This is a genomic window from Lentzea jiangxiensis, from assembly GCF_900104175.1.
GTDB classification, from domain to species: domain Bacteria; phylum Actinomycetota; class Actinomycetes; order Mycobacteriales; family Pseudonocardiaceae; genus Lentzea; species Lentzea jiangxiensis.
On the sequence record NZ_FNIX01000013.1, the window covers coordinates 1 to 24,165 of the forward strand.

General features: G+C 71.4%; 26 protein-coding genes. 24 read left to right on the forward strand and 2 right to left on the reverse strand.

Annotated elements, in window-relative coordinates; translation table 11 throughout:
• From BLQ91_RS42895 to BLQ91_RS27375, 12 genes are all read left to right on the forward strand, one after another.
• The coding region (locus BLQ91_RS42895; protein WP_342670668.1) for a tetratricopeptide repeat protein at positions 1 to 1,291 on the forward strand (1,291 nt) is incomplete at its 5' end.
• Positions 1,288 to 2,082 carry an HAD-IIA family hydrolase gene (locus tag BLQ91_RS27325; RefSeq protein ID WP_090101199.1) on the forward strand — a complete coding sequence of 265 codons (795 nt, stop codon included), beginning with the start codon at positions 1,288 to 1,290 and terminating at the stop codon, positions 2,080 to 2,082. The genes BLQ91_RS42895 and BLQ91_RS27325, both read left to right, overlap by 4 nt.
• A gap of 4 nt (positions 2,083 to 2,086) precedes the next feature.
• Positions 2,087 to 2,254: a hypothetical protein gene (locus BLQ91_RS27330; RefSeq protein ID WP_374237013.1), complete on the forward strand. Its 168-nt coding sequence runs from the start codon at positions 2,087 to 2,089 to the stop codon at positions 2,252 to 2,254.
• A gap of 6 nt (positions 2,255 to 2,260) precedes the next feature.
• Positions 2,261 to 3,073: a TlyA family RNA methyltransferase gene (locus tag BLQ91_RS27335; RefSeq protein ID WP_090101203.1), complete on the forward strand. Its 813-nt coding sequence runs from the start codon at positions 2,261 to 2,263 to the stop codon at positions 3,071 to 3,073.
• Entirely contained in the window at positions 3,070 to 3,960 is an 891-nt protein-coding gene (locus BLQ91_RS27340) for an NAD kinase (RefSeq protein ID WP_090101205.1), read from the forward strand. Before BLQ91_RS27335 ends, BLQ91_RS27340 begins: the two co-directional genes overlap by 4 nt.
• An 80-nt stretch (positions 3,961 to 4,040) precedes the next feature.
• Entirely contained in the window at positions 4,041 to 5,822 is a 1,782-nt protein-coding gene (gene recN / locus BLQ91_RS27345) for a DNA repair protein RecN (RefSeq protein WP_090101207.1), read from the forward strand.
• A gap of 298 nt (positions 5,823 to 6,120) precedes the next feature.
• Positions 6,121 to 6,717 (forward strand): hypothetical protein, encoded by a 597-nt coding sequence (locus BLQ91_RS27350; RefSeq protein WP_143022836.1) that lies wholly within the window; start codon positions 6,121 to 6,123, stop codon positions 6,715 to 6,717.
• Positions 6,710 to 7,300 carry a hypothetical protein gene (locus BLQ91_RS27355; RefSeq protein WP_090101211.1) on the forward strand — a complete coding sequence of 197 codons (591 nt, stop codon included), beginning with the start codon at positions 6,710 to 6,712 and terminating at the stop codon, positions 7,298 to 7,300. Before BLQ91_RS27350 ends, BLQ91_RS27355 begins: the two co-directional genes overlap by 8 nt.
• On the forward strand, positions 7,297 to 7,728 hold the full coding sequence (locus BLQ91_RS27360) for a hypothetical protein (RefSeq protein ID WP_090101213.1): 432 nt from the start codon (positions 7,297 to 7,299) through the stop codon (positions 7,726 to 7,728). The genes BLQ91_RS27355 and BLQ91_RS27360 overlap by 4 nt, the downstream gene beginning before the upstream one ends.
• Positions 7,725 to 8,165, forward strand: a complete 441-nt coding sequence (locus BLQ91_RS27365; RefSeq protein WP_090101215.1) for a hypothetical protein — start codon at positions 7,725 to 7,727, stop codon at positions 8,163 to 8,165. Before BLQ91_RS27360 ends, BLQ91_RS27365 begins: the two co-directional genes overlap by 4 nt.
• 62 nt (positions 8,166 to 8,227) lie before the next feature.
• Positions 8,228 to 9,412 carry a putative cytokinetic ring protein SteA gene (gene steA / locus BLQ91_RS27370; protein ID WP_090101580.1) on the forward strand — a complete coding sequence of 395 codons (1,185 nt, stop codon included), beginning with the start codon at positions 8,228 to 8,230 and terminating at the stop codon, positions 9,410 to 9,412.
• The gene (locus BLQ91_RS27375; RefSeq protein ID WP_090101217.1) at positions 9,409 to 10,347 is read left to right on the forward strand and encodes a copper transporter; all 939 of its coding nucleotides are present in this window, start codon (positions 9,409 to 9,411) and stop codon (positions 10,345 to 10,347) included. The genes steA and BLQ91_RS27375 overlap by 4 nt, the downstream gene beginning before the upstream one ends.
• Here the strand turns inward: BLQ91_RS27375 and BLQ91_RS27380 are convergent.
• A complete protein-coding gene (locus BLQ91_RS27380; protein WP_090101219.1) occupies positions 10,344 to 11,027 on the reverse strand; it encodes a hypothetical protein in 684 nt (227 codons plus the stop codon). The two genes, BLQ91_RS27375 and BLQ91_RS27380, sit on opposite strands and share 4 nt — an antisense overlap.
• Positions 11,028 to 11,204: 177 nt before the next feature.
• Here BLQ91_RS27380 and BLQ91_RS27385 point away from each other — a divergent pair, with 177 nt between their 5' ends.
• From BLQ91_RS27385 to BLQ91_RS27395, 3 genes are read left to right on the forward strand one after another with little or no spacing between them, the layout of a single operon-like run.
• Positions 11,205 to 12,887 (forward strand): CTP synthase, encoded by a 1,683-nt coding sequence (locus tag BLQ91_RS27385; protein ID WP_425412548.1) that lies wholly within the window; start codon positions 11,205 to 11,207, stop codon positions 12,885 to 12,887.
• A complete protein-coding gene (locus BLQ91_RS27390; RefSeq protein WP_245733836.1) occupies positions 12,884 to 13,504 on the forward strand; it encodes an NUDIX domain-containing protein in 621 nt (206 codons plus the stop codon). The genes BLQ91_RS27385 and BLQ91_RS27390 overlap by 4 nt, the downstream gene beginning before the upstream one ends.
• Positions 13,505 to 13,543: 39 nt before the next feature.
• Complete coding sequence (locus tag BLQ91_RS27395) at positions 13,544 to 13,903, forward strand: DUF2752 domain-containing protein (protein ID WP_236220910.1); 360 nt, start codon at positions 13,544 to 13,546, stop codon at positions 13,901 to 13,903.
• Here BLQ91_RS27395 and BLQ91_RS27400 read toward each other — a convergent pair.
• A complete protein-coding gene (locus BLQ91_RS27400) occupies positions 13,900 to 14,508 on the reverse strand; it encodes an NINE protein (RefSeq protein ID WP_090101225.1) in 609 nt (202 codons plus the stop codon). The two genes, BLQ91_RS27395 and BLQ91_RS27400, sit on opposite strands and share 4 nt — an antisense overlap.
• Positions 14,509 to 14,561: 53 nt before the next feature.
• Between BLQ91_RS27400 and ald the strand changes: the two genes are divergently transcribed.
• The 9 genes from ald (at position 14,562) to BLQ91_RS27445 (ending at position 23,923) form a co-directional block, all read left to right on the forward strand.
• Positions 14,562 to 15,632 (forward strand): alanine dehydrogenase, encoded by a 1,071-nt coding sequence (gene ald, locus BLQ91_RS27405; RefSeq protein WP_090101227.1) that lies wholly within the window; start codon positions 14,562 to 14,564, stop codon positions 15,630 to 15,632.
• Positions 15,633 to 15,640: 8 nt separating this feature from the next.
• Positions 15,641 to 16,516 (forward strand): site-specific tyrosine recombinase XerD, encoded by an 876-nt coding sequence (gene xerD, locus BLQ91_RS27410; RefSeq protein WP_425412554.1) that lies wholly within the window; start codon positions 15,641 to 15,643, stop codon positions 16,514 to 16,516.
• Between the two features lie 24 nt (positions 16,517 to 16,540).
• Complete coding sequence (locus BLQ91_RS27415) at positions 16,541 to 16,870, forward strand: ArsR/SmtB family transcription factor (RefSeq protein ID WP_090101229.1); 330 nt, start codon at positions 16,541 to 16,543, stop codon at positions 16,868 to 16,870.
• 100 nt (positions 16,871 to 16,970) lie between these two features.
• Positions 16,971 to 17,894 carry a ParA family protein gene (locus BLQ91_RS27420; RefSeq protein WP_090101231.1) on the forward strand — a complete coding sequence of 308 codons (924 nt, stop codon included), beginning with the start codon at positions 16,971 to 16,973 and terminating at the stop codon, positions 17,892 to 17,894.
• Complete coding sequence (locus BLQ91_RS27425; RefSeq protein WP_090101233.1) at positions 17,891 to 18,229, forward strand: hypothetical protein; 339 nt, start codon at positions 17,891 to 17,893, stop codon at positions 18,227 to 18,229. Before BLQ91_RS27420 ends, BLQ91_RS27425 begins: the two co-directional genes overlap by 4 nt.
• Entirely contained in the window at positions 18,226 to 19,059 is an 834-nt protein-coding gene (locus BLQ91_RS27430; RefSeq protein ID WP_090101235.1) for a segregation and condensation protein A, read from the forward strand. Before BLQ91_RS27425 ends, BLQ91_RS27430 begins: the two co-directional genes overlap by 4 nt.
• A 452-nt stretch (positions 19,060 to 19,511) precedes the next feature.
• Positions 19,512 to 20,294 carry an SMC-Scp complex subunit ScpB gene (scpB, locus tag BLQ91_RS27435; RefSeq protein ID WP_425412555.1) on the forward strand — a complete coding sequence of 261 codons (783 nt, stop codon included), beginning with the start codon at positions 19,512 to 19,514 and terminating at the stop codon, positions 20,292 to 20,294.
• Positions 20,287 to 21,021 carry a pseudouridine synthase gene (locus tag BLQ91_RS27440; protein ID WP_090101237.1) on the forward strand — a complete coding sequence of 245 codons (735 nt, stop codon included), beginning with the start codon at positions 20,287 to 20,289 and terminating at the stop codon, positions 21,019 to 21,021. Before scpB ends, BLQ91_RS27440 begins: the two co-directional genes overlap by 8 nt.
• 169 nt (positions 21,022 to 21,190) lie before the next feature.
• Entirely contained in the window at positions 21,191 to 23,923 is a 2,733-nt protein-coding gene (locus BLQ91_RS27445; RefSeq protein WP_090101239.1) for a helix-turn-helix domain-containing protein, read from the forward strand.
• Positions 23,924 to 24,165: the final 242 nt, after the last annotated feature.

Consider the following 24,165-nt stretch of genomic DNA (forward strand, 5'->3'; position numbering starts at 1 on the left):
CGACTCGGGTGACCGTGGTGGCTACCGGGGTCAGGGTTCGAGCGACCGCGGCGGGTACCGCAAGGACGATTCCGGTGACCGTGGTGGATACCGCGGGGACCGTTCGAGCGACCGCGGTGGCTACCGCAAGAACGACTCCGGCGACCGGGGCGGCTCCCGCAACGACGAACGCTCGGCTCCGCAGCGCGACGACCGCCGTGACGAGCGCAGCCGTGAGCGCGCGGCGCGTTTCCAGGACCGCATCACCGACCAGGACACCACCGGTCAGGCCAGCAGCGGTCAGGACAGCACCGGCGCCGAGGGTACCGCTGCCGAGGTGAAGCCGGACGCCGAGCGTTCCGGTTACCGCCTGGGCGACGGTGCCGCGGCCACGCGCACCGCGGCCGGTCGCGAGGCTGTGGCCGAGGCCGCGGTCGCTGCCGACAGCGACGCGGACGAGGCCGTCGAGGACGAGGCCGTCACCGAGGACCGCGAGGCCGGCGACGCGCCCGCGGCCGGGAGTGACAAAGCCGACGAGGCTGACGAGGCCGATGAGGCTTCGGACGGGATCCGTGCGGCGGACGCCGAGGCCGGCGACGAGCAGCGCGACGAGGCGCCCGCACCCCGTGGCGGACGGCCCGAGCTGCCCCGGGAAGCCGACCTGTCGCTGCTCGACCCGGAGATCAAGGCCGAGCTGCGCAGCCTGCCCAAGGGCCTCGCGGAACTCGTCGGCAAGCACCTGGCCGCGGCCGGGCTGCTGATCGACGAGGAGCCGGAGCTGGCGCTCGAGCACGCCCGCTACGCGCGGAGCAAGGCCGCTCGCGTCGGTGTCGTGCGGGAAGCGGCGGGTCTCACCGCCTACTTCGCGGACGAGTGGGCCGAGGCGCTCAGCGAGCTGCGCGCCGCGCGCCGGATGATGGCCGGGCCGGGCCACCTGGCGATCATGGCCGACTGCGAGCGGGCGCTCGGGCGTCCCGAGCGGGCCATCGACCTCGCCAAGGACCCGTCGGCCAAGGACCTGAGCCAGGAGGACGAGATCGAGCTGCGGATCGTCGCGGCCGGCGCTCGTCGCGACATGGGTCAGCTCGACGCGGCCGTCGTCGCGCTGCAGGGTCCGGACCTCGATCCGGGACAGCGCACGCCCTACTCGGCGCGGCTCTTCTACGCTTACGCCGACAACCTGGCCGCGGCCGGTCGCACCGAGGAAGCGGTCAAGTGGTTCCTCAACGCCGCCGAGGCTGACGACGAAGGGGAGACCGACGCCGCCGAGCGCGCGTTCGAGCTCACCCAGGAGGAGACCGCGGAGCAGTGAGCGAGACGTTGGTCGACCGGTACGACGCTTTGCTGATCGATCTCGACGGCACCGTCTACCGCGGGTCGGAAGCCGTGCCCGGTGCCGCCGAAGCGATTGCGGCGGCCAGGAGCAAGGGCGTCGGGATCCGGTACGTCACCAACAACGCGTCACGCTCTCCGCAGGCGGTGGCCGACCACCTCGTCGAGCTCGGGTTCGAGACGAGCGTCGACGAGGTGAGCACCTCCTCGCAGGCAGGCGCGGCGATGCTCGCCGATCGCCTGCCCAAGCGGTCCACCGTCCTCGTGCTCGGCACCGAGGCCCTCGAGGCCGAGGTGTTCAAGCGCGGACTCATCCCGACCGACACCGCCGAAGGCGCGGTGGCGGTCCTGCAGGGCCTGTCCATGGACCTCGGCTGGCGCCAGCTGGCCGAGGCCGCCGTGGCCATCCGCGCCGGTGCGCTGTGGGTGGCGTGCAACGTCGACGCCACCCTGCCCACCGAACGCGGCCTCCTGCCCGGCAACGGCAGCCTCGTCGCGGCGCTGAAGACCGCCACCGGCCAGGAACCCCTCGTCGCCGGCAAACCCGCCACCCCGCTGCTGCAGCAGGCGGCGAAGGACCTCGGCGCGCATCGCCCGCTGGTCGTCGGAGACCGCCTCGACACGGACGTCCTGGGCGCCGTCAACGCCGGGATGGACTCGCTGCTCGTGCTCACGGGTGTGTCGACGGAGGAGGAGGCGCAAGCGCTTCCGGAAGAGCGACGGCCGACGTATGTCGGCGCGGACCTGTCGGTACTACATCGGCTACCGTAAGACCGTGAGCTACCCCCTGCCCGGACCGCCGCCCAACCCGGCCGACGCCATCGAAGGCGCGCTGGAGCGGCTCGACGGGCTCGAGAACGTCGCCCTCGAGGAGCACGTTGCCCGGTTCGACGCCGTGCACGCCACGCTCACCGACGCACTGTCGAGCATCGACAAGGTGTGATGCACAGTGCCTCGCAGGGTGCGGCTCGACGCCGAACTCGTGCGCAGGGGGCTCGCCCGGTCCCGTGAGCACGCCAGCCAACTCGTCGCGGACGGCCGCGTCACGGTGCGCGGCACCGTCGCGACCAAGCCCGCGACCGCCGTGGAGACCTCCGACGCGGTCGTCGTCAAGGACCTCGACAACGATCCCAACTGGGCCTCCCGGGGCGCGCACAAGCTGATCGGCGCGCTCGAAGGCTTCAAGATCGACCCCACCGGCAAGCGCTGTCTCGACGCCGGCGCGTCCACTGGCGGTTTCACCGACGTGCTGCTGCGCGGAGGTGCGAGGCAGGTCGTCGCGGCCGACGTCGGCAGGGGTCTGCTCGACTGGAAGCTGCAGACCGACGACCGGGTCGTGGTGAAGGACAAGACCAACGTCCGCACCCTCACACCCGAGGACATCGGTGGCACGGTTGAACTCGTGGTGGCCGATCTTTCGTTTATCTCGTTGAGGCTTGTGCTCCCCGCACTGGCCGCGTGCCTCGACGAGGAAGGCGATCTGCTGCCGATGGTCAAGCCGCAGTTCGAGGTGGGCAAGGAACGCCTCGGCTCCGGAGGCGTCGTGCGCGACCCCGGGCTGCGCGCGGAAGCCGTGCTCGACGTGACCAGGGCGGCGGCCGAGCTCGGCCTGGCCGTGCACGGGGTCGTCGCGAGCCCGCTGCCCGGCCCGTCCGGCAACGTCGAGTACTTCCTCTGGCTGCGCAAAGCAGGACCCGCCCCGGACGGGGCGGAGACTGCCGCGGAGATGGTGCGCACCGCCGTCGAAGAAGGGCCCCAATGAGGGAAGTCCTGCTGGTCGTCCACACCGGTCACCAGAGCAACATCGATCTCGCCCGTCAGGTGGCCGGCCGCCTCGCGGTCGGAGGCGTCACGACGAGGGTGCTCGACGACGAGGCGCGTGACCTCGGCCCGTCGTGCTGCACCAAGGTCGTGCCCGCCGACGACCACGCCGCCGAGGGCACCGAGCTCGTGCTGGTGCTGGGCGGTGACGGCACGCTGCTGCGCGGCGCCGAGCTCGCCCGCCCGGCGCGCGTGCCGGTCCTCGGCGTGAACCTCGGCCGCGTCGGGTTCCTCGCGGAAGCCGACTCGGACGCGTTGCACGAGGCCGTCGGTCACGTGCTGGAACGCGACTACTTCGTGGAAGAGCGCATGACGCTCGACCTGATCGCCAAGGTCGACGGCGAGGTCGTCGTGAAGACGTGGGCGCTCAACGAGATCAGCGTCGAGAAGCTGATCCGCGAACGCATCCTCGAGGTCGTCATCGAGGTCGACGGACGGCCCGTGTCGGCGTTCGGCTGCGACGGCGTGCTGTGCGCGACGCCGACGGGTTCCACGGCCTACGCGTTCTCGGCCGGCGGTCCGGTCGTGTGGCCGGACGTGCAGGCGATCCTGGTGGTGCCGAGCAACGCGCACGCGCTGTTCGCGCGGCCGCTGGTCGTGTCGCCCAAGTCGCACGTGGCGTTTGAGATCGAGGCGACCGGGCATCCGGCGGCGCTGTCCGCGGACGGGCGGCGCACGTTCGAGTTGCCCGCGGGCGCGCGGATCGAGATCGTGGAGGGCGAGGTGCCGCTCAAGGTCGTCCGGCTGCGCCATGCCCCGTTCACGGACCGGCTGGTCGAGAAGTTCGACCTGCCGGTGAAGGGGTGGCGGGGACCATCGGCAGGCTGACCGCGCCGCTCGGTGCGTCGGCACCGGCTCGTTATGGTGCCCGCGAGGAAATGTCGGACTCGACAAGTAAGGTTCGCCCTGTGCTGGCCGAGATGCGCATCAATGGCCTTGGCGTGATCGACGAGGCCACCCTGGAGCTGGACCCCGGGTTCACCGTTGTCACGGGTGAGACGGGCGCGGGCAAGACCATGGTCGTGACCGGGTTGCACCTGCTCGGCGGTGGCCGGGCGGAGGCGTCCCGCGTGCGCACCGGAGCGGACCGGGCGGTGGTCGAGGGCCGCTTCCAGGCCCCGGCCGGCAGTCCCGCCGCGAAGGTGGCGGAGGAGGTCGGCGGCGAGGCGGACGAGGACGGCTCGCTGATCGCGATCCGCACCGTCGGCGCCGACGGCCGCTCCCGCGCGCACGTCGGCGGCCGTTCCGTGCCGGTCGGCGTGCTGTCCGAGCTGGCCGAGCAGCTGATCGCCGTCCACGGCCAGAACGACCAGCTGCGGCTCATGCGCCCCACCGAGCAGCGCGCCGTGCTGGACCGCTTCGCCGGCGACGACGTGGGCGGGCCCCTGCGCGCGTACCAGGCCGTCCGCGAGGAGTGGCTGCGCGTCTCCGCGGAGCTGAAGGAACGCACCGAACGTTCCCGCGAACTGGCCCGCGAGGCCGACCTGCTGCGCCACGGCCTGACCGAGATCGACGCGGTCGCCCCGCAGCTGGGCGAGGACGCCGAGCTGCACGACGAGGCCCGCCGCCTGGCCGACGCCGACCAGCTGCGCGAGACGGCCCAGGGCGCGCAGTTCGCGGTGTCCGGCTCCCTGGAGGGCGACCCGGACAACCCCGGCGCGCTCGGCCTGATCTCCGAGGCCGCCCGCCGCCTGTCCTCGTCCGAGGACCCGAAGCTGCGCGAGATGGAACCGCGTCTCGTCGAGGCGGCCACGCTGCTGGCCGACGTCGGCGCCGAGATCTCCGGCTACCTCGACCAGCTGGAGGCCGACCCCGGCCGCCTCGAGGCCGTGCTGCAGCGCCAGGCCGAACTGAAGGCGCTGACCCGCAAGTACGCCGCCGACGTCGACGGCGTGATCGCCTGGGCCGAGCAGGCGCGTGCCCGGCTGGGCGGACTGGACACGTCCGAGGAAGCGCTCACCGGCTTGGCGGCCCGCCGCGACGAGCTGGCCGCGGAGCTGGCGACGCTCGCCGCTCAGGTGACGGCGGCTCGGGTCGAGGCCGCGCTGGAACTCGGGAAGGCCGTCACCGAAGAGCTCGACGGGCTCGCGATGCCGCACGCCTCGGTGGAGCTCGCCGTCCGGCCCCGGCACGCCGAGACCGGGGACGCGCAGGCTCTCACCGTCGGGCGCTCGGTGCTGCACGCCGGCGCGTCGGGGGTGGACGACGTCGAGCTCCGGCTGATCTCCCACCCCGGGGCGCCTGCTCTTCCGGTGCACAAGGGGGCTTCCGGTGGTGAGCTCTCCCGGGTGATGCTGGCGCTCGAGGTGGTGCTGTCCCACTCCGATCCGGTGCCCACGCTGGTGTTCGACGAGGTGGACGCCGGAGTCGGTGGACGGGCTGCTGTCGAGGTCGGGCGGCGGCTGGCTCGGCTTGCCCGGTCGCACCAGGTGATCGTGGTGACGCACCTGCCCCAGGTCGCGGCCTTCGCCGATCGGCATCTCGTGGTGGACAAATCCGCCGACGGGACGTTCACGCGGTCGGCTGTCCGGAAGTTGGACGAGACCCAGCGGGTGGTGGAGCTGGCTCGAATGCTGGCCGGGATGGACTCCACCGACACCGGGCGGGCTCACGCCGAGGAGTTGCTGGCCGCGGCCAAGTCGGACAAGTCTTCTGCTCCTGTGGTTCGGCGGAGGAAGAAGAAGGGCTGAGGTTTGTCGGACCCCCTGAGCAGGTTGGGATTGGGGGGTCCTGGGAGTGGGGGGACGTCTGCGTCAGCATGCGTCCCCCCCTTTTTTTGTGGGTTGCTGGCACGCCTGTTGCATTGGGCGGTTACGTCCGTTGGTGGGTGGTGGCCGGTGGGGCCGCCTGGAAAGCCAAGAGCAAAGCCAAAAGCGGAGCGGCTCGCCTTCGGCCTCGCGCTGTTCGGGCTGTGGTTCGGCATGATGGAGGGGACCGAGCTCCGGTCAGCGGGCGCACGCGGTGTGCGGTGGAAGGTGGACCGGATCTGTGACCACGCGCCGGGTGCTCGGGGCGGTGCTGGTGTTCGTCGCGGCCGGGTTGGCTGTGGCGGCTACGTTCTCGACCGCCTATTCGGTGCGGGTGGTGGTGAACGGGCGGACGCTGCGGTTCGAGGCCACCTCGTGGGTCGTTGAGCGGGACGACTTCCGAGAGGTGCTGATGTTGGCGCCGTTGGAGTTCGGGGAGCCTGTTGTCGGGGCGGCCGTGGTCATGGTGTTGGCTGCGGTGCTGGCATTTCGGGTCCCTGCTCTCCGGGTGGGGTCGTTGCTCGGGGCCGGGTTGCTGGTGGGGGCCGCCTGGTCTGCCGTGGTGCGGGTGCAGGGGCTGGTCGAGGAGCTCGAGGGCATGAGGTCGCCCGTGCCCATTGCCGTGGAGCAGAGGGACGGGGTCACGATGCTGATCGTGGCCGCCGGGGTGGGGGTCATCTCCGCCGTGTTGCACCAGGAGTTGCCTCGGCGGGTTGGTGGCGATGACGACGTGGAGGGCGGTGACGGGGTGGTGATCCACCAGGTCGACGACGACGGGGACGACGCCGAGACGCCGCCCTACGGGTATCCGGTGATCGTGGAGCCGAAGGGTGGGTGAGCGGCGGAGGGTGGCCGGTGTGCTCTCCGTGCTGGGGGCCGGGACCGTGGTGGCCGGGAGTCTCCTGGACACCTTCCGGACCGTCCACAAAGGTTTCGAAGTGGAGTTGGTGATCACCACCTCGGCCTGGGTGACCAGGTCGGAGCCTCCGAGCGGGCCGCCTGAGAACCCCGCGTTGTTCGCGGCGGGGTGGCCGTTGGTCGTTTGTGCGGTGGTGGTGGCCTGTGCCGTGGTGCTGACGTTGCGGGAGAGGACCGCGTTCGTCGGGCGGGTGCTCGTCCTCGGTGCTGCCGGGGCGTTGGCCGGGGTGGTGTTCCTCTACCTCGCGCTGGTCGAGCGGCAGCGCAGCCTGTACTCCTTCGGGCCGTCCGGGGAGCCCGCGGCCGAAGTGCACTACCTCGGCGGTACGTGGATGTTGGTCCTGGGAGCGATCATCACGCTGGTCGGGGCCGTGCTCGCTCAACAGCGGGTGGGGTCTGCGTCGGTGGATGAGGACGGGGTGGTCGTGCGGTCGTTGGGCGGAGAGGACGACACGCCGCCGTTCGGCATCGCCGTACCCGGCGACGGGCGGGAGGCACGGTGATCGGGAGGCCTACGGCGATCGCGCTGATCGCGGTCGGGGTGGTGCTGACGGCCACGGCGATGGTGCTGCCGTGGTACTCGACGGCTTACGGCGGTGGGGTCGAGGTGGTCGTTCGGGCTTGGGGGACGGAGATCGTCAACAAGCCCGGTGACTGGCCCGCAGGGGAGCTGTCGCCCTGGTACGGGGTGCCGGTGGCGGTCACGGCGGCGTTGCTCGTCGCCGGGATCTGGGTCGCTCGCGCCGCGGTGGCCGGGGCGGCCGGACAGGCCGGGGCCGTCGGTGTCACGGCGGCGCTGGTCGTGTCGGAACGCGGGCACGCGGTCGAGCAGCAAGGGGACTTCGCGGTCGGGTTCGGGCTGGTGTTCCTGGTGGCCGGAACGCTGGTGGCGCTCGCGGGTGCCGTCGCGGTGCAGCGGGAGGCGGGGTGAAGAAGGTCCTGAGCGTCGTGTTGCTCGTGCTGGCCGCGGGGGCCGCGGCCGGGGCGACGCTCCTGCCGTTCTCCGAGCTGTTGATCAGCCTTGCTCCCGGGCAGCCGCAGACCGCGTACGTCACGACCGGCTGGAGCACGCGGTTCGGTGGCACCAAGGACGAGCACGGTCCGTTGTTCGGCATCCCGATCGTGGTGGCGGCCGCGGCGGTGCTGGTGGGTGTTCGGTGGCGGAAGGTCGCCTTCGCCGGTGCCGCGGCGCTCGCGGGTGTGGCCGGGATGCTGTTCGTCCACCTGTTGAACGTGATCAGCTTCCACGAGGCGGGCAACATCGCCATCGACCCAGGGCTGGAAGCCGGGTTCGGCAACGGGATCTGGGTGCTCATCGGCGCCGTGGTGCTGGCGTTCGGTGCCGTGGTGGTTCACCCCGACGACTGACCAGCAGGAATCGCCCGGCGTGCCTCACCGGTCACATGCGCACCGTGGGTCACTATCGGCGCATGAAGCTTTCCGGGCTGCTGAACCGCACCAACCACGAACTTCCCGGTGTCACGGGTGTCGCGCGGGTTGATCGGCGCGCGAGCGACCTGGTTCGGCGCGTGAGTGCCGGTGACGTCGCGGTCATGGACCTCGTCGACCTCGACCGGCGCACCGCGGAAGCGCTCGTCGCGGCCGAGGTGGTCGGTGTCGTGAACGCGTCGCCGTCCATTTCCGGGCGTTTTCCCAATCTCGGGCCGGAGCTGCTGCTGGAGGCGGGCATCCCGCTGATCGACGGCGTCGGCGCGGTCGCGTTGCGGGAGATCAAGGAAGGCGCCAGGGTCCGGCTGCACGAGGGGGTCGTCTACGCCGGCGAACGCGAGCTCGCGAAGGGTGTCGAGCAGAACGCCGAGAGCATCGCCGATGCCATGATCGAGGCGAAGGCCGGCATGTCGGCGCAGCTGGAAGCGTTCTCCGCCAACACCATCGAGTTCCTGCGCCGTGAACGCGCGCTGGTGCTCGACGGCGTCGGCGTGCCCGAGGTGTACGTGTCGATGCGCGACCGGCAGGTGCTCGTCGTCGCGGGTGGGCCGTCGCACGCCGAGGAGCTGCGCAAGCTCCGCCACTACATCCGCGAGTACCGGCCGGTGCTGATCGGCGTCGAAACGGGCGCGGACACGCTGATCGACGCCGGGCTCAAACCGGACATCATCGTCGGCGACCCCGACGGCATCGGCACCGCGTCGTTGCGCGCGGCCGCCGAGGTGGTCGTGCCCGCGCAGACCGACGGCCACGCGCCCGGCCTGCAGCGCATCCAGGACCTCGGCATCGGCGCGGTGACGTTCCCCGCCTCGGGCAACGCCGAGGACCTGGCGCTGCTGCTCGCCGAAGCCCACGGGGCGTCGCTGGTGGTCACGGTCGGGCTCCGCGCGACGCTGCGCGAGTTCCTCGACCGCGGGCACTCCGGTTCCAACCCCTCCACGTTCCTGACCCGGTTGAAGCTCGGCAGCAAGCTCGTCGACGGGGAGGCCGTCGCGACCCTGCACCGCAGCCGGGTTTCGCTGGGCGTGATCGTCCTGCTGGTGGCCGCCGCGATCGCGGCCATGGTGGCCGCGCTCGCGGTCTCCGGTGTCGGTCACGTCTACGTCGACATCGTGGTCGACGGCTGGCAATCCGTCGTCAACTGGCTCAAGGGGTTCTTCTCGTGATCACGTTGCGCTACCACGTAGTTTCGATCACCGCGGTCTTCCTGGCCCTCGCGGTCGGAGTCGTGCTGGGGTCGACCGCGATCAGCGGGCGGTTGCTGTCCGGGTTGAGCGACGAGAAGAACTCGTTGGCGCAACAGGTGAACGACCTGCAGAACGAGCGCAACGCGTTGAACGCCGAGCTGACCGAGGCCGACGAGTTCGCGGAGGCCGTCGGGCCGCTCGCGGTCAAGGACCGGCTCACCGACCGCACGGTCGTGATCGTCACGACCGCGGACGCGCGCCCGGCCGACCGGGACGCGCTCAACGGCCTGCTGAAGGCCGCGAGCGCCACGGTCACCGGCGAGGTCCAGCTGACCGACGCGTTCGCCGACCCGTCCCGCGGCGACCAGCTGCGCGACCTCGTGGCACGGGTGCAGCCCGCCGGGTCGCAGCTGCCCACGGCCGGCGACCCCGGCACCCGCGCGGGCGGCCTGTTCGGCGCCCTGCTGCTGCTCAACCCCACCAGCAACCAGCCGCAGGCCACGGCCGACGAGACGGCGGCCGCGCTGTCCGGGCTTTCCAACGCCGGGTTCGTCAAGGCGACGTCCGGGGTGACGCCCGCGCAGCTCGCGATCGTGCTGACCGGCGGCGCGGCGATCGGTGACTCGGCGGCCGACCGGGCCTCGACGGTCGCGCGGTTCGCCACCCAGCTCGACCGGTCCGCCGCGGGCGTCGTGCTGGCGGGAGCGAACGGTTCGGCCAACGGCACCGGTGCGATCGGTGTGGTCCGCGCGGACACGAACGCGACGTCGATCCTGTCCACCGTCGACAACTCCGACACCCCGGCGGGCCAGGTCGTCGTGGTGATGGCGCTGGGCGAGCAGCTGGAGGGCCGCTCCGGCCGGTACGGGGTGGCGGGCAACGCGGAGGCGTCGTCGCCGGGAGCGGCGGGCTAGTACTCGGTCGTCCAGTCGCCCGGCAGCACCTTCACCAGCAGTTCCAACGCGTCCGGCGTGCGGGCGCGGGCCCACAGCCACTGGTGGTCGTCCTCGCGGACGACCAGGTCGTCGCCGACGAACCAGCGGGTGCCGGGACTGTGCAGCGGCAGGAGCGCGAAGTTGTCCTCGAGCAGGGAGCCGTCCGCCTCGGACGTCTCCCTGTCCGCCGTCTCGGCCCCGTCGCGGAACAGCGCTTCGGACAACACCATCTCCACGCACGCCAGCGAGAACCGCGGCAGCCACGGGTCCCAGCGCTCCCCGGTCTTGTCGACGAGGTCGAGCTTGATCATCACCTCGGGGTCGTCCCCGCCCAGTGCCGTGGCCCAAGCCGCGACCCACTGGTTCTCGTCGCGGAACACCAGCACGTCGTCGTCCACGCGCAGTTCCGAGGGCAGGAGCAGGCGGTCCTGGTTGCTGGTCAGGTCGGGGCGCTTGCCGAACAGCGACAGCGCCTCCTTGACCGCCTCCGGGAGCTCGACGCCGAGCCGTTCCTCGGTGGCGGCGAGGTCGGCTCGGCTCCAGCCGTCCTGCGGTTCGATCGGCTCCGCCCACGCGGCCGCGAATCCCTCGACGAAACGCCAGGCCGCCGAGCGGTCGTGAACGGCTCCAGCGGCTGCCACCGCCACGTCGAAGGTCACGTGACAACTTTTCCTGATGTCGGCCCGTGCCGGGGGAAGTTCGGGAAAACCCCTTGCTGCGCCGATCGGGTGATGTGATCTGCCGGGTCGTGGTGCGCTGGGTGACCGGCGGCGTGTTAGCGTTATGGCCCGTGGATAGGGGGATTCACCCCCACGATTTTCACGGGAGCCCCGTTGGTGCAGCAGGCACGTACGACCAAGCACGTCTTCGTCACGGGAGGCGTCGCGTCCTCCTTGGGCAAGGGGCTCACCGCCTCCAGCCTCGGCCAGTTGCTCACCTCGCGCGGCCTGCGGGTGACGATGCAGAAGCTCGACCCGTACCTGAACGTGGACCCTGGCACGATGAACCCGTTCCAGCACGGCGAGGTCTTCGTGACCGACGACGGTGCGGAGACGGACCTCGACATCGGCCACTACGAGCGGTTCCTCGCGCGGGATCTGAGCGGTGACGCGAACGTCACCACCGGCCAGGTGTACTCCGAGGTGATCGCCAAGGAGCGGCGCGGCGAGTACCTGGGTGACACGGTCCAGGTGATCCCGCACATCACCGACGAGATCAAGCGCCGCATCCGCGCGATGGCCGAGCCGGACGCCGACGGCGTCACGCCGGACGTCGTCATCACCGAGGTCGGCGGCACCGTCGGCGACATCGAGTCGCTGCCGTTCCTGGAGGCCTGCCGCCAGGTCCGCCACGACGTCGGCCGCGACAACGTCTTCTTCCTGCACGTGAGCCTCGTGCCGTACCTGGCGCCGTCCGGGGAGCTGAAGACCAAGCCGACGCAGCACTCCGTCGCGGCGCTGCGCAACATCGGCATCCAGCCCGACGCGATCGTCTGCCGGGCGGACCGGGAGATCCCGGACGCGCTCAAGCGCAAGATCGGCCTGATGTGCGACGTCGACACCGACGCCGTCGTCGCCGCCGTGGACGCGCCGTCGATCTACGACATCCCGAAGGTGCTGCACGCCGAGGGGCTCGACGCCTACGTGGTGCGCCGCCTCGACCTGCCGTTCCGCGACGTCGACTGGACGGTGTGGGGCGACCTGCTGCAGCGCGTGCACAACCCCGTCGAGACGGTGAAGATCGCGCTCGTCGGCAAGTACGTCGACCTGCCCGACGCGTACCTCTCGGTCACCGAGGCGCTGCGGGCCGGCGGGTTCGCGCACCACGCCAAGGTCGAGATCAAGTGGGTGCCGTCGGACGAGTGCCAGACGGCCGAGGGCGCCGCGCGGGCGTTGTCCGGCATGGACGCGGTGCTGATCCCCGGCGGGTTCGGCGTGCGCGGCATCGAGGGCAAGATCGGCGCGCTGAAGTACACCCGCACGCGCGGTGTGCCGACGCTCGGCCTGTGCCTCGGCCTGCAGTGCATGGTCATCGAGGCGGCGCGCAACCTCGCGGGCATCGAGGACGCGAACTCCAGCGAGTTCGAGGAGGGCGGCTCGCCCGTCATCTCCACGATGGCCGACCAGGAGGACGTCGTCTCCGGTCAGCGCGACATGGGCGGCACGATGCGCCTGGGCGCGTACGTCGCGAAGCTCACGCCGGGATCGGTCGTCGCGAACGCCTACGGCGCCACCGAGGTCTCCGAGCGGCACCGCCACCGCTACGAGGTCAACAACGCCTACCGCGGCAAGCTCGCCGACGCCGGCCTGGCCTTCTCCGGCACGTCGCCGGACGGCCGCCTGGTCGAGTTCGTCGAGCTGCCCGCCGACGTGCACCCGTTCTACGCGGCCACGCAGGCGCACCCGGAGCTCAAGTCGCGTCCCACGAAGCCGCACCCGCTGTTCGCGGCGTTCGTGAAGGCCGCGATCGACTACCGGGTCGCGGACCGCCTCCCGCTGGCGGCGGGAGCGTCCCAGTGACGTCCAGGCACGACTTCCGCACGGTCTCCAGCGAGGACTTGCACGTCGGCAAGGTCGTGGCGCTGAGGGTCGACGAGGTCGAGATGCCCGGCGGCGGCACGGCCAAGCGCGAGATCGTCGAGCACATGGGCGCGGTGGCGGTCGTGGCCGTCGGCGACGAGGGCGAGGTCGTGCTCATCCACCAGTACCGGCACGCGCTCGGCCGGCACCTCTGGGAGCTGCCGGCCGGCCTGCTCGACCACGACGGCGAGGAGCCGGTCGTCGGCGCCCGCCGCGAGCTGGCCGAGGAGGTCGGTCTCGACGCGCGGCGCTGGGACACCCTCGTCGACACGGCCGCGTCGCCCGGCTTCACCGACGAGGTCGTGCGCGTGTTCCTGGCGCGCGACCTGTCCGAGGTCGACCGCGAGGTGCAGGGCGAGGAGGAGGCGGACCTGGAGGTCCACCGCTTCCCGATCGCCGAGGCCGTGCGGATGGTGCTCTCCGGCGAGATCGTGAACTCGTCGACCGTCGCGGGGCTGCTCGCGGCCCGTGAGGTGCTGGAGGGCAGGGCGGAGCCCCGGCCCGCCGACGCGCCCTTCCGCGACCGGCCGACCCGGTTCGCCGCGCGCGAGAAGTAGGTTGGAGTCATGCAGACGCTGAAGGGTTCTCTCACACGGATGAGGGGGCCCCTCAGCGTGCTCGCAGCCGGTGCCGCAGGCGCTGTGCTGCTGCTGTTCGTCGACCCCAACCAGCCGGGCAACTTCCTGCCGAAGTGCCCGTTCAAGGCGCTCACCGGGCTCGACTGCCCCGGCTGCGGGGTCACGCGGATGCTCCACGCGCTGCTGCACGGCGACGTCGTGGCCGCGTGGCACTTCAACGCCGTGCTGCTCGTGCTGGGCGTGCCGACGGTGGCCTGGCTGCTCACGCGCTGGACGATCGCCCGCTGGAAGGGAGAACGGCGACCGGTGCGGCCTGCGCTCGGGTTCGCCGTTCTCGCCGTGGCGCTCGTGTGGGGCGTGGGGCGCAACCTCGCCTAGGAGTCGCGGAGCTTGCGGCCCTCGGCGTCGGTGCCGCCGTTGACCAGGATGATGATCGCGTCCACCAGCGACCAGATGCCGCAGCCGCCGCAGGTGAACAGCTGGGCGAGCGCGATACCGGTGTGGCCCGTGTAGAAGCGGCCCACGCCGAGGTTGCCCAGGAACAGCTGCAGCAGGCCCGCGACGATCTTCGACTTGTCCGACAGCGGTACGCCCGTGTACGGGTCGAAGCCGTACGGCGCGCCGGGAGCGGCGTAGCCGGGAGGGACCATGCCGGGCTGCGGCAGCGCGTACTGCGGTTGCGGGCCGGTGGGCGGCGGGTAGTACGGCGGCGTGGGCTGCGGCGCGAAGCCCGGCGGCGGGGTGGGCACGGCCGTGAACGGCACGGACGGCGGCGCGAGGAACGGCGGGTGCGGCTGCGGCAAGTCGCGGAACAGCTCGGCGAGCTCCGCGTAGCTCTGCGCGCCGGACGCGCGGTTGACCCGCTCCTGGTACTCGGTGATGTCGAGCCGCGCCATCGCGAAGTGGTCGTTGAGAGCGGTGATCGCCTCTTCGCGCTGCTGGTTGCCGATGCGCTGCTGGTCTGGCCCGAATGCTTCTGACACGGCTGCGCACGTTATCCGATGCAGCGGACCGATATCGGGAATACGCTGCGACGATGCTGGTCGGTGTCCCAAAGGAGATCAAGAACCACGAGTACCGCGTCGCCATCACGCCCGCCGGCGTGGTCGAACTGGTGCGCCGCGGGCACGAGGTCGTCCTCGAGCAGGACGCCGGTGCCGGCTCGTCGTTCCCCGACCACGAGTACACGGCGGCGGGAGCGCGCATCGCGTCGTCCGCCGACGAGGTGTGGGGCTCCGCGGACCTGGTGCTGAAGGTGAAGGAGCCGATCGAGGCCGAGTACCACCGCCTGCGCCGCGAGCAGGTGCTGTTCACCTACCTGCACCTGGCGGCCTCGCCGTCGTGCACCGCGGCGATCGCCGCGTCCGGCATCACGGCCATCGCCTACGAGACCGTGCAGCTGCCCGACGGGTCGTTGCCGTTGCTGGCGCCGATGAGCGAGATCGCCGGGCGGATGGCGGCCCAGGTCGGCGCGCACTGCCTCGAACGCGCGCAGGGCGGGCGCGGTGTGCTGCTCGGCGGTGCTCCCGGTGTCGCCGCGGGCAAGGTCGCGGTGATCGGCGCGGGCGTGGCCGGGATGAACGCGGCGACGATGGCGGTCGGCATGCAGGCCGAGGTGGTCGTGCTCGACACCAACGTCAACCGGTTGCGGCAGATCGACTTCACCTACCGCGGGCACCTGCAGACGATCGCGTCGAACGTCTACGAGGTCGAGAAGGCCTGCCGCTGGGCGGATCTGGTGGTCGGCGCGGTGCTCGTGCCCGGTGCGAGGGCGCCGCAGCTCGTCAGCAACGAGCTGGTGTCGCGGATGCGTCCCGGCAGCGTGCTCGTGGACATCGCGGTCGACCAGGGCGGCTGTTTCGAGGACACGCGACCGACGACACACGACGCGCCGACGTACCGCGTGCACGACTCCGTGTTCTACTGCGTCGCGAACATGCCCGGTGCCGTGCCCAACACGTCGACGTACGCGCTCACGAACGTGACGCTGCCGTACGTCATCGCGTTGGCGGACAAGGGTTTTGAGCGTGCGGTGGCGGACGACCCGGCACTGGCCAAGGGCGTCAACGCACGCCACGGGGAAATCCTGCTGGAAGGGCTGGCGTGATCGCAGAGCTGGTGGCGACCTACCTCGACCACCTCGCCGTGGAACGCGGCACCGCCCGCAACACCCTCGACTCGTACACGCGCGATCTGCGCCGCTACACCGAACACCTGGAATCCCTTGCTGTCACCGACTTGGGCGCGGTGACGGAAGTGCAGGTGAGTGAGTTCCTCGCCGTGCTGCGGGAAAGCGGGCTTGCGGCGTCGTCCGCCGCACGGACGTTAGTCGCTGTGCGCGGGTTACACCGCTTCGCGCACCGTGAAGGCGTTGTGCCACATGACGTCGCACGCGCCGTGCATCCGCCTTCGCCGCCGAAGAGGCTGCCGAAAGCATTGCCCGTCGATCAGGTTCTGACGCTGCTCGACAATGTGGGAAACCTCAGGGACAAAGCCCTGCTGGAGTTGCTGTACTCGACGGGAGCCCGGATCTCCGAGGTGGTCGGGCTCGACGTGGACGACATCGACGCGTCCGAGCGGACCGTTCTGCTCGACGGGAAGGGAGGCAAGCAGCGGCTGGTTCCGGTCGGGCGGCCGGCGTTGGCCGCGGTGGACGCGTACCTGGTTCGCGCACGTCCCGCCCTTGCGGCGAAAGGACGTGGCACGCCTGCGTTGTTCTTGAACGCGCGCGGTGGAAGGCTCTCGCGGCAGAGCGCGTGGACGGTCCTCAAGACCGCCGCGGAGGACGCCGGGATCACCGCCGCGGTGTCACCCCACACGTTGCGGCATTCGTTCGCCACCCATCTGCTGGAAGGGGGTGCGGACGTTCGGGTGGTGCAGGAACTTCTCGGGCACGCATCGGTTACGACCACTCAGGTGTACACACTGGTAACCGTTACGACTTTGAGGGAGGTCTACGCAACTGCACACCCTCGGGCCACTGGAACATGAGGCTTCCACGGGTACGGTGGGCAGGTGCCGAACTTGGACGAGCCGTCCCCACAGGCCATCGATCTAGCCGCTGTGCTGCACGCGCTGAGCGACCCGACCAGGCTCGCGGTCGTGCGCCAGATCCAGTCGAGCGGGGAACGCCTGTGCGGGGCCTTCGAGGTTGACGTCGCGAAGTCGACTCTCTCCCAGCACCTGCGCGTGCTGCGGGAGGCGGGCATCACCCGAACACGCTGCCGCGGCAACCAGCGCTGGGTGTCGCTGCGCCGCGATGACCTGGACCTTCTGTTCCCGGGCTTGCTCGACGTGGTGCTGACCGCGTCCGACAGGCGCACACGAACGGATGTTCCGGCCTAACTGAGTCTTGACAACACCGGCGAGGCGCGTTGCCGCTCGCACGGGTGCGGCCTAGGCTGCGCCCGGAGAGACGACTACGAGCAGTGAGGGACCGCCAGCCATGTCGACACCGGAGCACGCTTTCGCGCCCCGTGCCGATCTGAACCTGGCTCCGCACGCCGCGCCGGTGGACGACGTCGCTCAGGAGCAGCTCGACGGTATCGGACCGACAGGCCGCCAGCGTCGCCACATCCCGGACCCGCCGCCGTTGCTGCACCACGGCCCGGCGAAGATCCTCGCGGTGTGCAACCAGAAGGGCGGCGTCGGCAAGACGACGTCGACCATCAACCTGGGAGCGTCACTCGCCGAATACGGCCGCCGCGTGCTGCTGGTCGACTTCGACCCGCAGGGCGCGCTGTCGGTCGGCCTCGGTGTGCACCCGCACCAGCTCGACACCACTATCTACAACGTGATCATGGAACGTGACACCGCCGTCGGCGACGTCATCCGCAAGACCATGGTCGACGACATGGACCTGCTGCCGAGCAACATCGACCTGTCGGCCGCGGAGATCCAGCTCGTGTCGGAGGTCGGCCGCGAGCACACGCTCGTGCGCACCCTCCGCCCGGTGATCGACCACTACGACTACGTGCTGGTGGACTGTCAGCCCTCGCTCGGCCTGCTCACGGTGAACGCCCTCGCGGCCGCGGACGGCGTGCTGATCCCGCTCGAGTGCGAGTTCTTCTCGCTGCGCGGGGTGGCGCTGCTCATCGACACCATCGAGAAGGTCAAGGAACGCTTGAACCCGAGGCTCACCATCACCGGCATCCTCGCCACGATGTTCGACCCGCGCACGCTGCACTCGCGCGAGGTCATGGCCCGCGTTGTCGAGGCGTTCGGCGACATCGTGTTCGACTCGGTCATCAACCGCACGGTGCGCTTCCCGGAGACCACCGTGGCCGGCGAACCGATCACCCGCTGGGCACCCCGTTCGTCCGGCGCCAACGCCTACCGCGCGCTGGCCCGCGAGGTGATCGCCCGGTGACCCATCGCCCTTCACTGCCGGGCGCCGCGGAGCTGTTCCGGCTGACGTCCGTCCCTGCCGCGCCCGAGGCCTCGACGCCAGAGGAATCGACGCCAGAGGAATCGCCGCAGCAACGCCGTGGTTCCGGCCGCACCAAGCACACCACGAAGATCACGGTCTACGTGTCCGACGAAGAGCTGCTGTCGCTCGAACAGGCGCGGCTGGCGTTGCGCGCGGCCTACGGCCTGGGCGTCGACCGGGGCCGCGTCGTGCGCGAGGCGATCGCGATCGTGCTGGACGACCTGGAAACGCACGGTGACGCGTCGCTGCTGGTACGCAGGTTGCGCGAGCAGTGACCGAGGACGTTCCCGCTGAGGTCGCCGCTCAGGACGACGGCAAGTTCAAGGTCAGGCTCACGAACTTCGAAGGTCCGTTCGACCTGCTGCTCCAGCTGATCTCGCAGCACACGCTGGACGTGACCGAGGTGGCGCTGCACCAGGTCACCGACGACTTCATCGCGCACCTCCGCGGCATGGGCGACGCGTGGGACCTCGACGAGACCACCGAGTTCCTCGTCATCGCCGCGACGCTGCTCGACCTGAAGGCCGCCCGCCTGCTGCCGACCGGCGACGTCGAGGACGAGGACGACCTCGCGTTGCTGGAGGCGCGCGACCTCCTGTTCGCCCGGCTGCTGCAGTACCGCGCGTACAAGCAGGTCGCGGCCCTGTTCGCGGAGCTGGAACAGGGCGCGTACCGGCGCTACCCGCGCTCGGTGTCGCTCGAACCGCGCTTCGAGGGCCTGCTGCCCGAGGTGATGCTCGGCGTCACACCCGACAAGTTCGCCCTGATCGCGGCCGCCGCCTTCCGCCCGAAGCAGAAGCGGACGCTCTCGGTCGCGCACATCCACCAGCACCGCGTGTCGATCCGCGAGACCGCCGACGTGCTGCGGGCGTTGCTGATCGAGAAGGGCACCGCGTCGTTCTCCGAGATCATCGCCGACTGCACCGAGACCATGGAGGTCGTGGCGCGGTTCCTCGCGCTGCTGGAGCTGTACCGGGAGAAGTCGCTGGCCTTCGAGCAGGAGGACCCGCTCGGGCCGCTGCGGGTGACGTGGGTCGGCGGGTCGTTGGAGCAAGCGCAGGCGCAGGTGCACGCCGGCGACGAGGATGAGGACTACGGCGGATGAGCGAGCCACTGGTGGGGCCGGACGCGGCGGAGATCGAGGAGCCGGGGCCGGCGTTCGACGGGGGCGGGCCGGGGCGCCGCGAGGACGCGGCTGGTGCCGCTGAGCCCGGTGAGGCAGTGCCTGGTGCCGCTGAGCCCGGTGCCGGGGAGGCCGTTGGGTCCGCCGCCGGCGAGGGGGAGGCTGATGCTGCTCTCGACGACGCCGCTCCCGCTGCTGTCGTGCTGGACGCCGGGGCCGATGACGCCTCGGCCGGATCCGGCGCGGCGGTCCCGCCCCCGGTATCTAGTCTACCGGGTGGCACCGACGAAAACGGCAGGTCAGGCGCCGGGGCTGGGGACAACTCGGGTACTGGGGACAACTCCGGTACTGGGGACAACTCCGGCGCTGGGGACGGTTCCGGTGCCGAGCCCGAGTCGGACGCCGCTCTCGACGACGCCGCTCCCGCCGCGGTCGTGCTCGCCGAGCCGGAAGCCGGGTCCGCCGCCGGGGTGAAGGCAGGTGCCGCGAAGCCGCGCACCGCCAAGAGCGGCGCTCGCGCCAAGGCGAAGCCCGTCGCTGCCCCCGAGCCCGCAGCCGCCGCCACTGCCGAACCGCAGACCGGCGACGAGCCCGACACCGACGCCGCCACCCTCGAGGCCCAGCTCCTCGCCGCCGCCCCCGAAGAGGCCATCGAGGACAGCGGTCTGCCGGACCTCACCGACGACGCCACGTTCGAGGCCGCGATCGAGTCCGTGCTGCTCGTCGTCGACAGCCCGATCGCCGAAGACCAGCTCAGCAGTGCCCTCGAGCAGCCGGTGAAGCGGGTCAAGGCGGCACTCCGTAGACTGTCGAGCCGGTACACCGAGTCCGGCAGCGGCATCGACCTGCGCAGGGCGGGGGACGGCTGGCGGTTCTACACGCGGGACCGGTTCGCCCCGTTCGTGGAGAAGCTGCTGCTCGACGGTCAGCGCGCGAAACTCACCCGCGCGGCCCTGGAGACGCTCGCGGTGATCGCCTACCGGCAGCCCGTGACGAGGGCGCGGATCGCGGCGGTTCGCGGCGTCAACGTGGACGGTGTGATCCGGACCCTGGTCGCCCGGGGGCTCATCGAGGAGACGGGCACCGACAGCGACACGGGTGGGATCCTGTACCGCACTACCGAACTGTTCCTGGAGCGGTTGGGGCTGTCGTCGTTGCACGACCTGCCGCCAATCGCGCCGCTGCTGCCCGAAGTGGATGCGATCGACGATGTCTGAGAACGAGGGCGTGCGCCTGCAGAAGGTGCTGGCGCAGGCGGGGATCGCCTCGCGCCGTGCTTCGGAGGAGCTGATCGACCAGGGGCGGGTGCAGGTCGACGGCGTGGTCGTGCGCGAGCAGGGCCGGCGGATCGACCCGCAGACCGCTGTCGTGCACGTCGACGGGGTGCGGGTGCAGATCCGCGAGGACGTCGTCACCATCGCGCTCAACAAGCCGTTCGGGATGCTCTCCACGATGGAGGACGACCTGGGGCGTCCGTGCGTGGGCGACCTGGTGCGCAACCGCGCGGAGCGGCTGTTCCACGTCGGGCGCCTCGACGCCGAGACCGAGGGTCTGCTGCTGCTCACGAACGACGGTGAGCTCGCGCACCGGCTGATGCACCCGAGCTACAACGTGAAGAAGACCTACCTCGCCGAGGTCCCCGGCCCGGTCGAGAAGGGGCTCGGCAAGAAGCTCAAGGCGGGCGTCGAGCTGGAGGACGGGCCGGTCAAGGTCGACTCCTTCAAGCTCATCAGCGCGGTGCCGGGCAAGGCGCTCGTCGAGGTCGTGCTGCACGAGGGCCGCAAGCACATCGTCCGCCGCCTGCTCGAGCACGTCGGCTACCCGGTGCAGTCGCTGGTCCGCGTCGCGATCGGCGAGGTGTCGCTCGGCAACCAGCGGCCCGGTTCGATGCGCGTGCTGAACCGCCAGGAAGTCGGCGGCCTCTACAAGATCGTCGGTCTCTGACCGCGACGCCGAAGAACACCCGTTCGCCCCTCCGGCCCCCAGAGCCGGAGGGGCGAACTGCGGTGCACGCCCCGTGCGACGAGAACGCTACGGCGATCTTGTTGTAAGGGGTCGGGACCCGCGCACTGAACAACACGGTGTAGACAACCGGTCTTGGGGGGAAGACTGAATGCCACGCACCGAACGCCCGCTGGACTGCGAGGACACCGAGCTCGGCGCGTTCGCCGCCGATCTGCGCAAGCTCCGGGAGAAGGCGGGCAGACCGTCCTACCGGGCCCTCGCCTCACGCGCGCATTACTCCGCGGCCACGCTGTCGGACGCCGCCGGCGGCAAGAAGCTGCCCAGTCTCGCGGTCACGCTCGCGTACGTCACGGCGTGTGAGGGCGACGCGGAGGAGTGGGAACGGCGCTGGCGTGCCATCGCGGCGCCTCCCGGCCGGACGGCCGAGGCGCCGTACGTCGGACTGAAGGCGTTCCAGGAAGAGGACGCCGACCGGTTCCACGGCCGCGAGAAGCTCACCGCGAAACTGGTCGAGCTCACACGCGCACGGCCGTTCGTCGGGGTGTTCGGCGCGAGCGGGTCGGGCAAGTCGTCGTTGTTGCGGGCCGGTCTGATCCCGCGCCTTCCGCGGGCGCTGATCTTCACGCCCGGCGTCCAGCCCCTCGACGAGTGCGCCGTCCGCCTCGCGCGCCTCACCGGGCAGTCCGCCGTCGTGCTGAGCCACGAGCTCGCGGACCCGGCGGCGCTGGGCCTGCTGATCCGGCAGTTCGACGAGGAACTGGTGCTCGTCGTGGACCAGTTCGAGGAGGTCTTCACCCTCTGCGGGCCCGAGCAGCGGGACTGGTTCGTGCGGGCTCTCGTCGGCGCCCCGCACGTGGTCATCGGCGTGCGGGCCGACTTCTACGGCCACGTCGGCCGCCACCCCGAGCTCGTCGAGGCTCTGGAGGACGCGCAGGTGCTCGTCGGTCCGCTGACGACGGACGAGCTGCGCCGCGCGATCACCGAACCGGCCCGGCACGTCGGGGCGACCGTCGAGTCCGCCCTGGTCATCCGGCTGGTGGCCGACGTCGTGGGGCAGGCGTCGGCGCTGCCGCTCGTCCAGCACGCCCTCGTCGAGACCTGGCACCGCCGCCGCGGCATGACGCTCTCGCTCGCCGGCTACGAGGAGGCGGGCGGCGTCGAGCACGCCATCGCCCGCACCGCCGAGTCCGTCCACGAGCAGCTGAGCCCCGAGCAGCGGCAGATCGCCCGCCGCACGTTCCTGCGCCTGATCGCGCTCGGCGAGGGCATCGAGGACACGAAGCGCCGCGCGAACCGCGAGGACCTCGACGCCGAGGTCCTCGAACGCCTGGCCACGGCACGGCTGGTCACGCTCACCGAGCAGCACGCCGAACTCACCCACGAGGCGCTGATCCGGTCCTGGCCGCGCCTGCGCGAGTGGATCGACGAGGACCGCAACGCGCTGCGCGTGCACCACCAGCTCACCGAGGCCGCGGCGCAGTGGGACGGCGACCGCGACCTGCTCTACAAGGGCGCGCGGCTGGCCCAGGCGGCCGAGCTCGACCCCGAGTCGCTCACCGGACCCGAACGCGCCTTCCTCACCGCGAGCCAGGCCGACGGACGCCGCCGCGCACGCCGCACCCGAGTGGTGGTCAGCGTGCTGTCGGTGCTGGTCGTGCTGCTCGCGAGCAGCGTGGTGTTCGCGGCGGTCCAGGCCAGGGAGGCGACGCGGCAGCGCAACGACGCACTGGCCGGACGTGCCGCCACCGAGGTCATGCGGCTGCTCCCGACCGACCCGGACAAAGCGGCCCGGCTCGCCCTCGCGGCCCACGCCGTCACGCCCGCCACGGCCACGCGGGACGCCGTGCTGAACGCGGACGCCGCCCGGTGGAGCTCGTACACCTCGACGCCGCAGATGCTGTCGTGGCCGGAGGGCGACTTCCTGACGCTGTCGACGAACAGCGAGTTCTTCCTCGGCACCCTGGGCTCCGGTGTCACCTCGGCCACGGTGCTCTTCCGCGGCCGGACACCCGGCGACCGGCTCGCCCGCGTCGGCGAACGCGTGAACCGGACGGTGCTGAGCGGTGACGACCGGCGCGCGTTCACGCTGGAGGCCACCGGCGACGCGCAGGTCTGGGACGTCGCGCGGCCCGAGGAGCCGCAACGGCTCGGCACGATCGCGAAGGCACCGGCGGACCTGACCGTGAGCAGGGACGGCACCGCGGCCGCCGGTGTCGTGCGGACCGGCGAGCGCCCGCGGCACCGGGCGGTGGTCTGGGACCTGCGCGACCCGGCCCGGCCGGCGGAGGTGGCGGTGCCGGTCGAGCACGTCCTCTCCGCCGTCATGAGCCCGTCGGGCCGGGAGATCGCCTTGCTGCGCAAGGACAACGGCACGGGCACGGCCTACGCCGAGATCTGGGTGCTCGACGGCCCGGCGCCCCGCCGGGGCACGTCGATCGCGCTGTCCGACGAGCCGCTGCAGGTCGTCACCTCGGCGGGCGGACGGGCGCTGGCCGTGCGGTTCGCCCGCGAGCTCGTCGTCTGGAGGACCGCGGGGGACGGCGAGCCGGTGCGGGTGCCGGTGGGCTCGTCGCGGGCCACCGCCGTGTTCGGCGACGACGACCGCAAGATCGCCGTGCAGACCGAGGCGTCGGTCGAGGTGTGGGACGTCGCCGGGGTCAGGGCGGGGTCGTTCGGGGGCTTCCGCGGCAACGTCCACGGGCTGCGCTACCGGGAACGGGAGCAGGCGTTCGGCGTGGTCGACTCGACGCCGTCGATGTGGACGCTGCACACCGACTTCGACAGGGTCGTCCGTGGGCTGTGCCGGGAGCGCGAGGCCGCACTGTCCGACGACGACTGGGCGAAGTACTTCCCCGGCGTCGAACGCGTGCCGGTCTGCTGAGCGGGACCTGAGCCGTGGGTGGTGGAGGTGCGCGGCCGCGCGACCCGGCGGTCCGGATCCGCGAGCAGGCCGTCCCCGGATGACCCGGCGGGAGCGGGAGCGGTACTTCGGGAGTCTCGACTTCGCCCCGCCGTGCCCGGGCTGAACCCGCAGCACGCGGCTGGTGGAACGATCACGAAGCAGGCGCCGGGGTGGTGATTGGTTAGCGGGGCGTTAGACGGCGGGCGAACCTCTGGTGGACA

Excerpts from the sequence above, each read along its gene's own strand:
- BLQ91_RS27340 (WP_090101205.1), top strand. The coding sequence starts at position 3,070 with ATGAGGGAAGTCCTGCTGGTCGTCCACACCGGTCACCAGAGCAACATC.
- steA (WP_090101580.1), top strand. The coding sequence starts at position 8,228 with ATGAAGCTTTCCGGGCTGCTGAACCGCACCAACCACGAACTTCCCGGT.
- BLQ91_RS27395 (WP_236220910.1), top strand. The coding sequence starts at position 13,544 with ATGAGGGGGCCCCTCAGCGTGCTCGCAGCCGGTGCCGCAGGCGCTGTG.
- ald (WP_090101227.1), top strand. The coding sequence starts at position 14,562 with ATGCTGGTCGGTGTCCCAAAGGAGATCAAGAACCACGAGTACCGCGTC.
- BLQ91_RS27420 (WP_090101231.1), top strand. The coding sequence starts at position 16,971 with ATGTCGACACCGGAGCACGCTTTCGCGCCCCGTGCCGATCTGAACCTG.
- BLQ91_RS27440 (WP_090101237.1), top strand. The coding sequence starts at position 20,287 with ATGTCTGAGAACGAGGGCGTGCGCCTGCAGAAGGTGCTGGCGCAGGCG.
- BLQ91_RS27445 (WP_090101239.1), top strand. The coding sequence starts at position 21,191 with ATGCCACGCACCGAACGCCCGCTGGACTGCGAGGACACCGAGCTCGGC.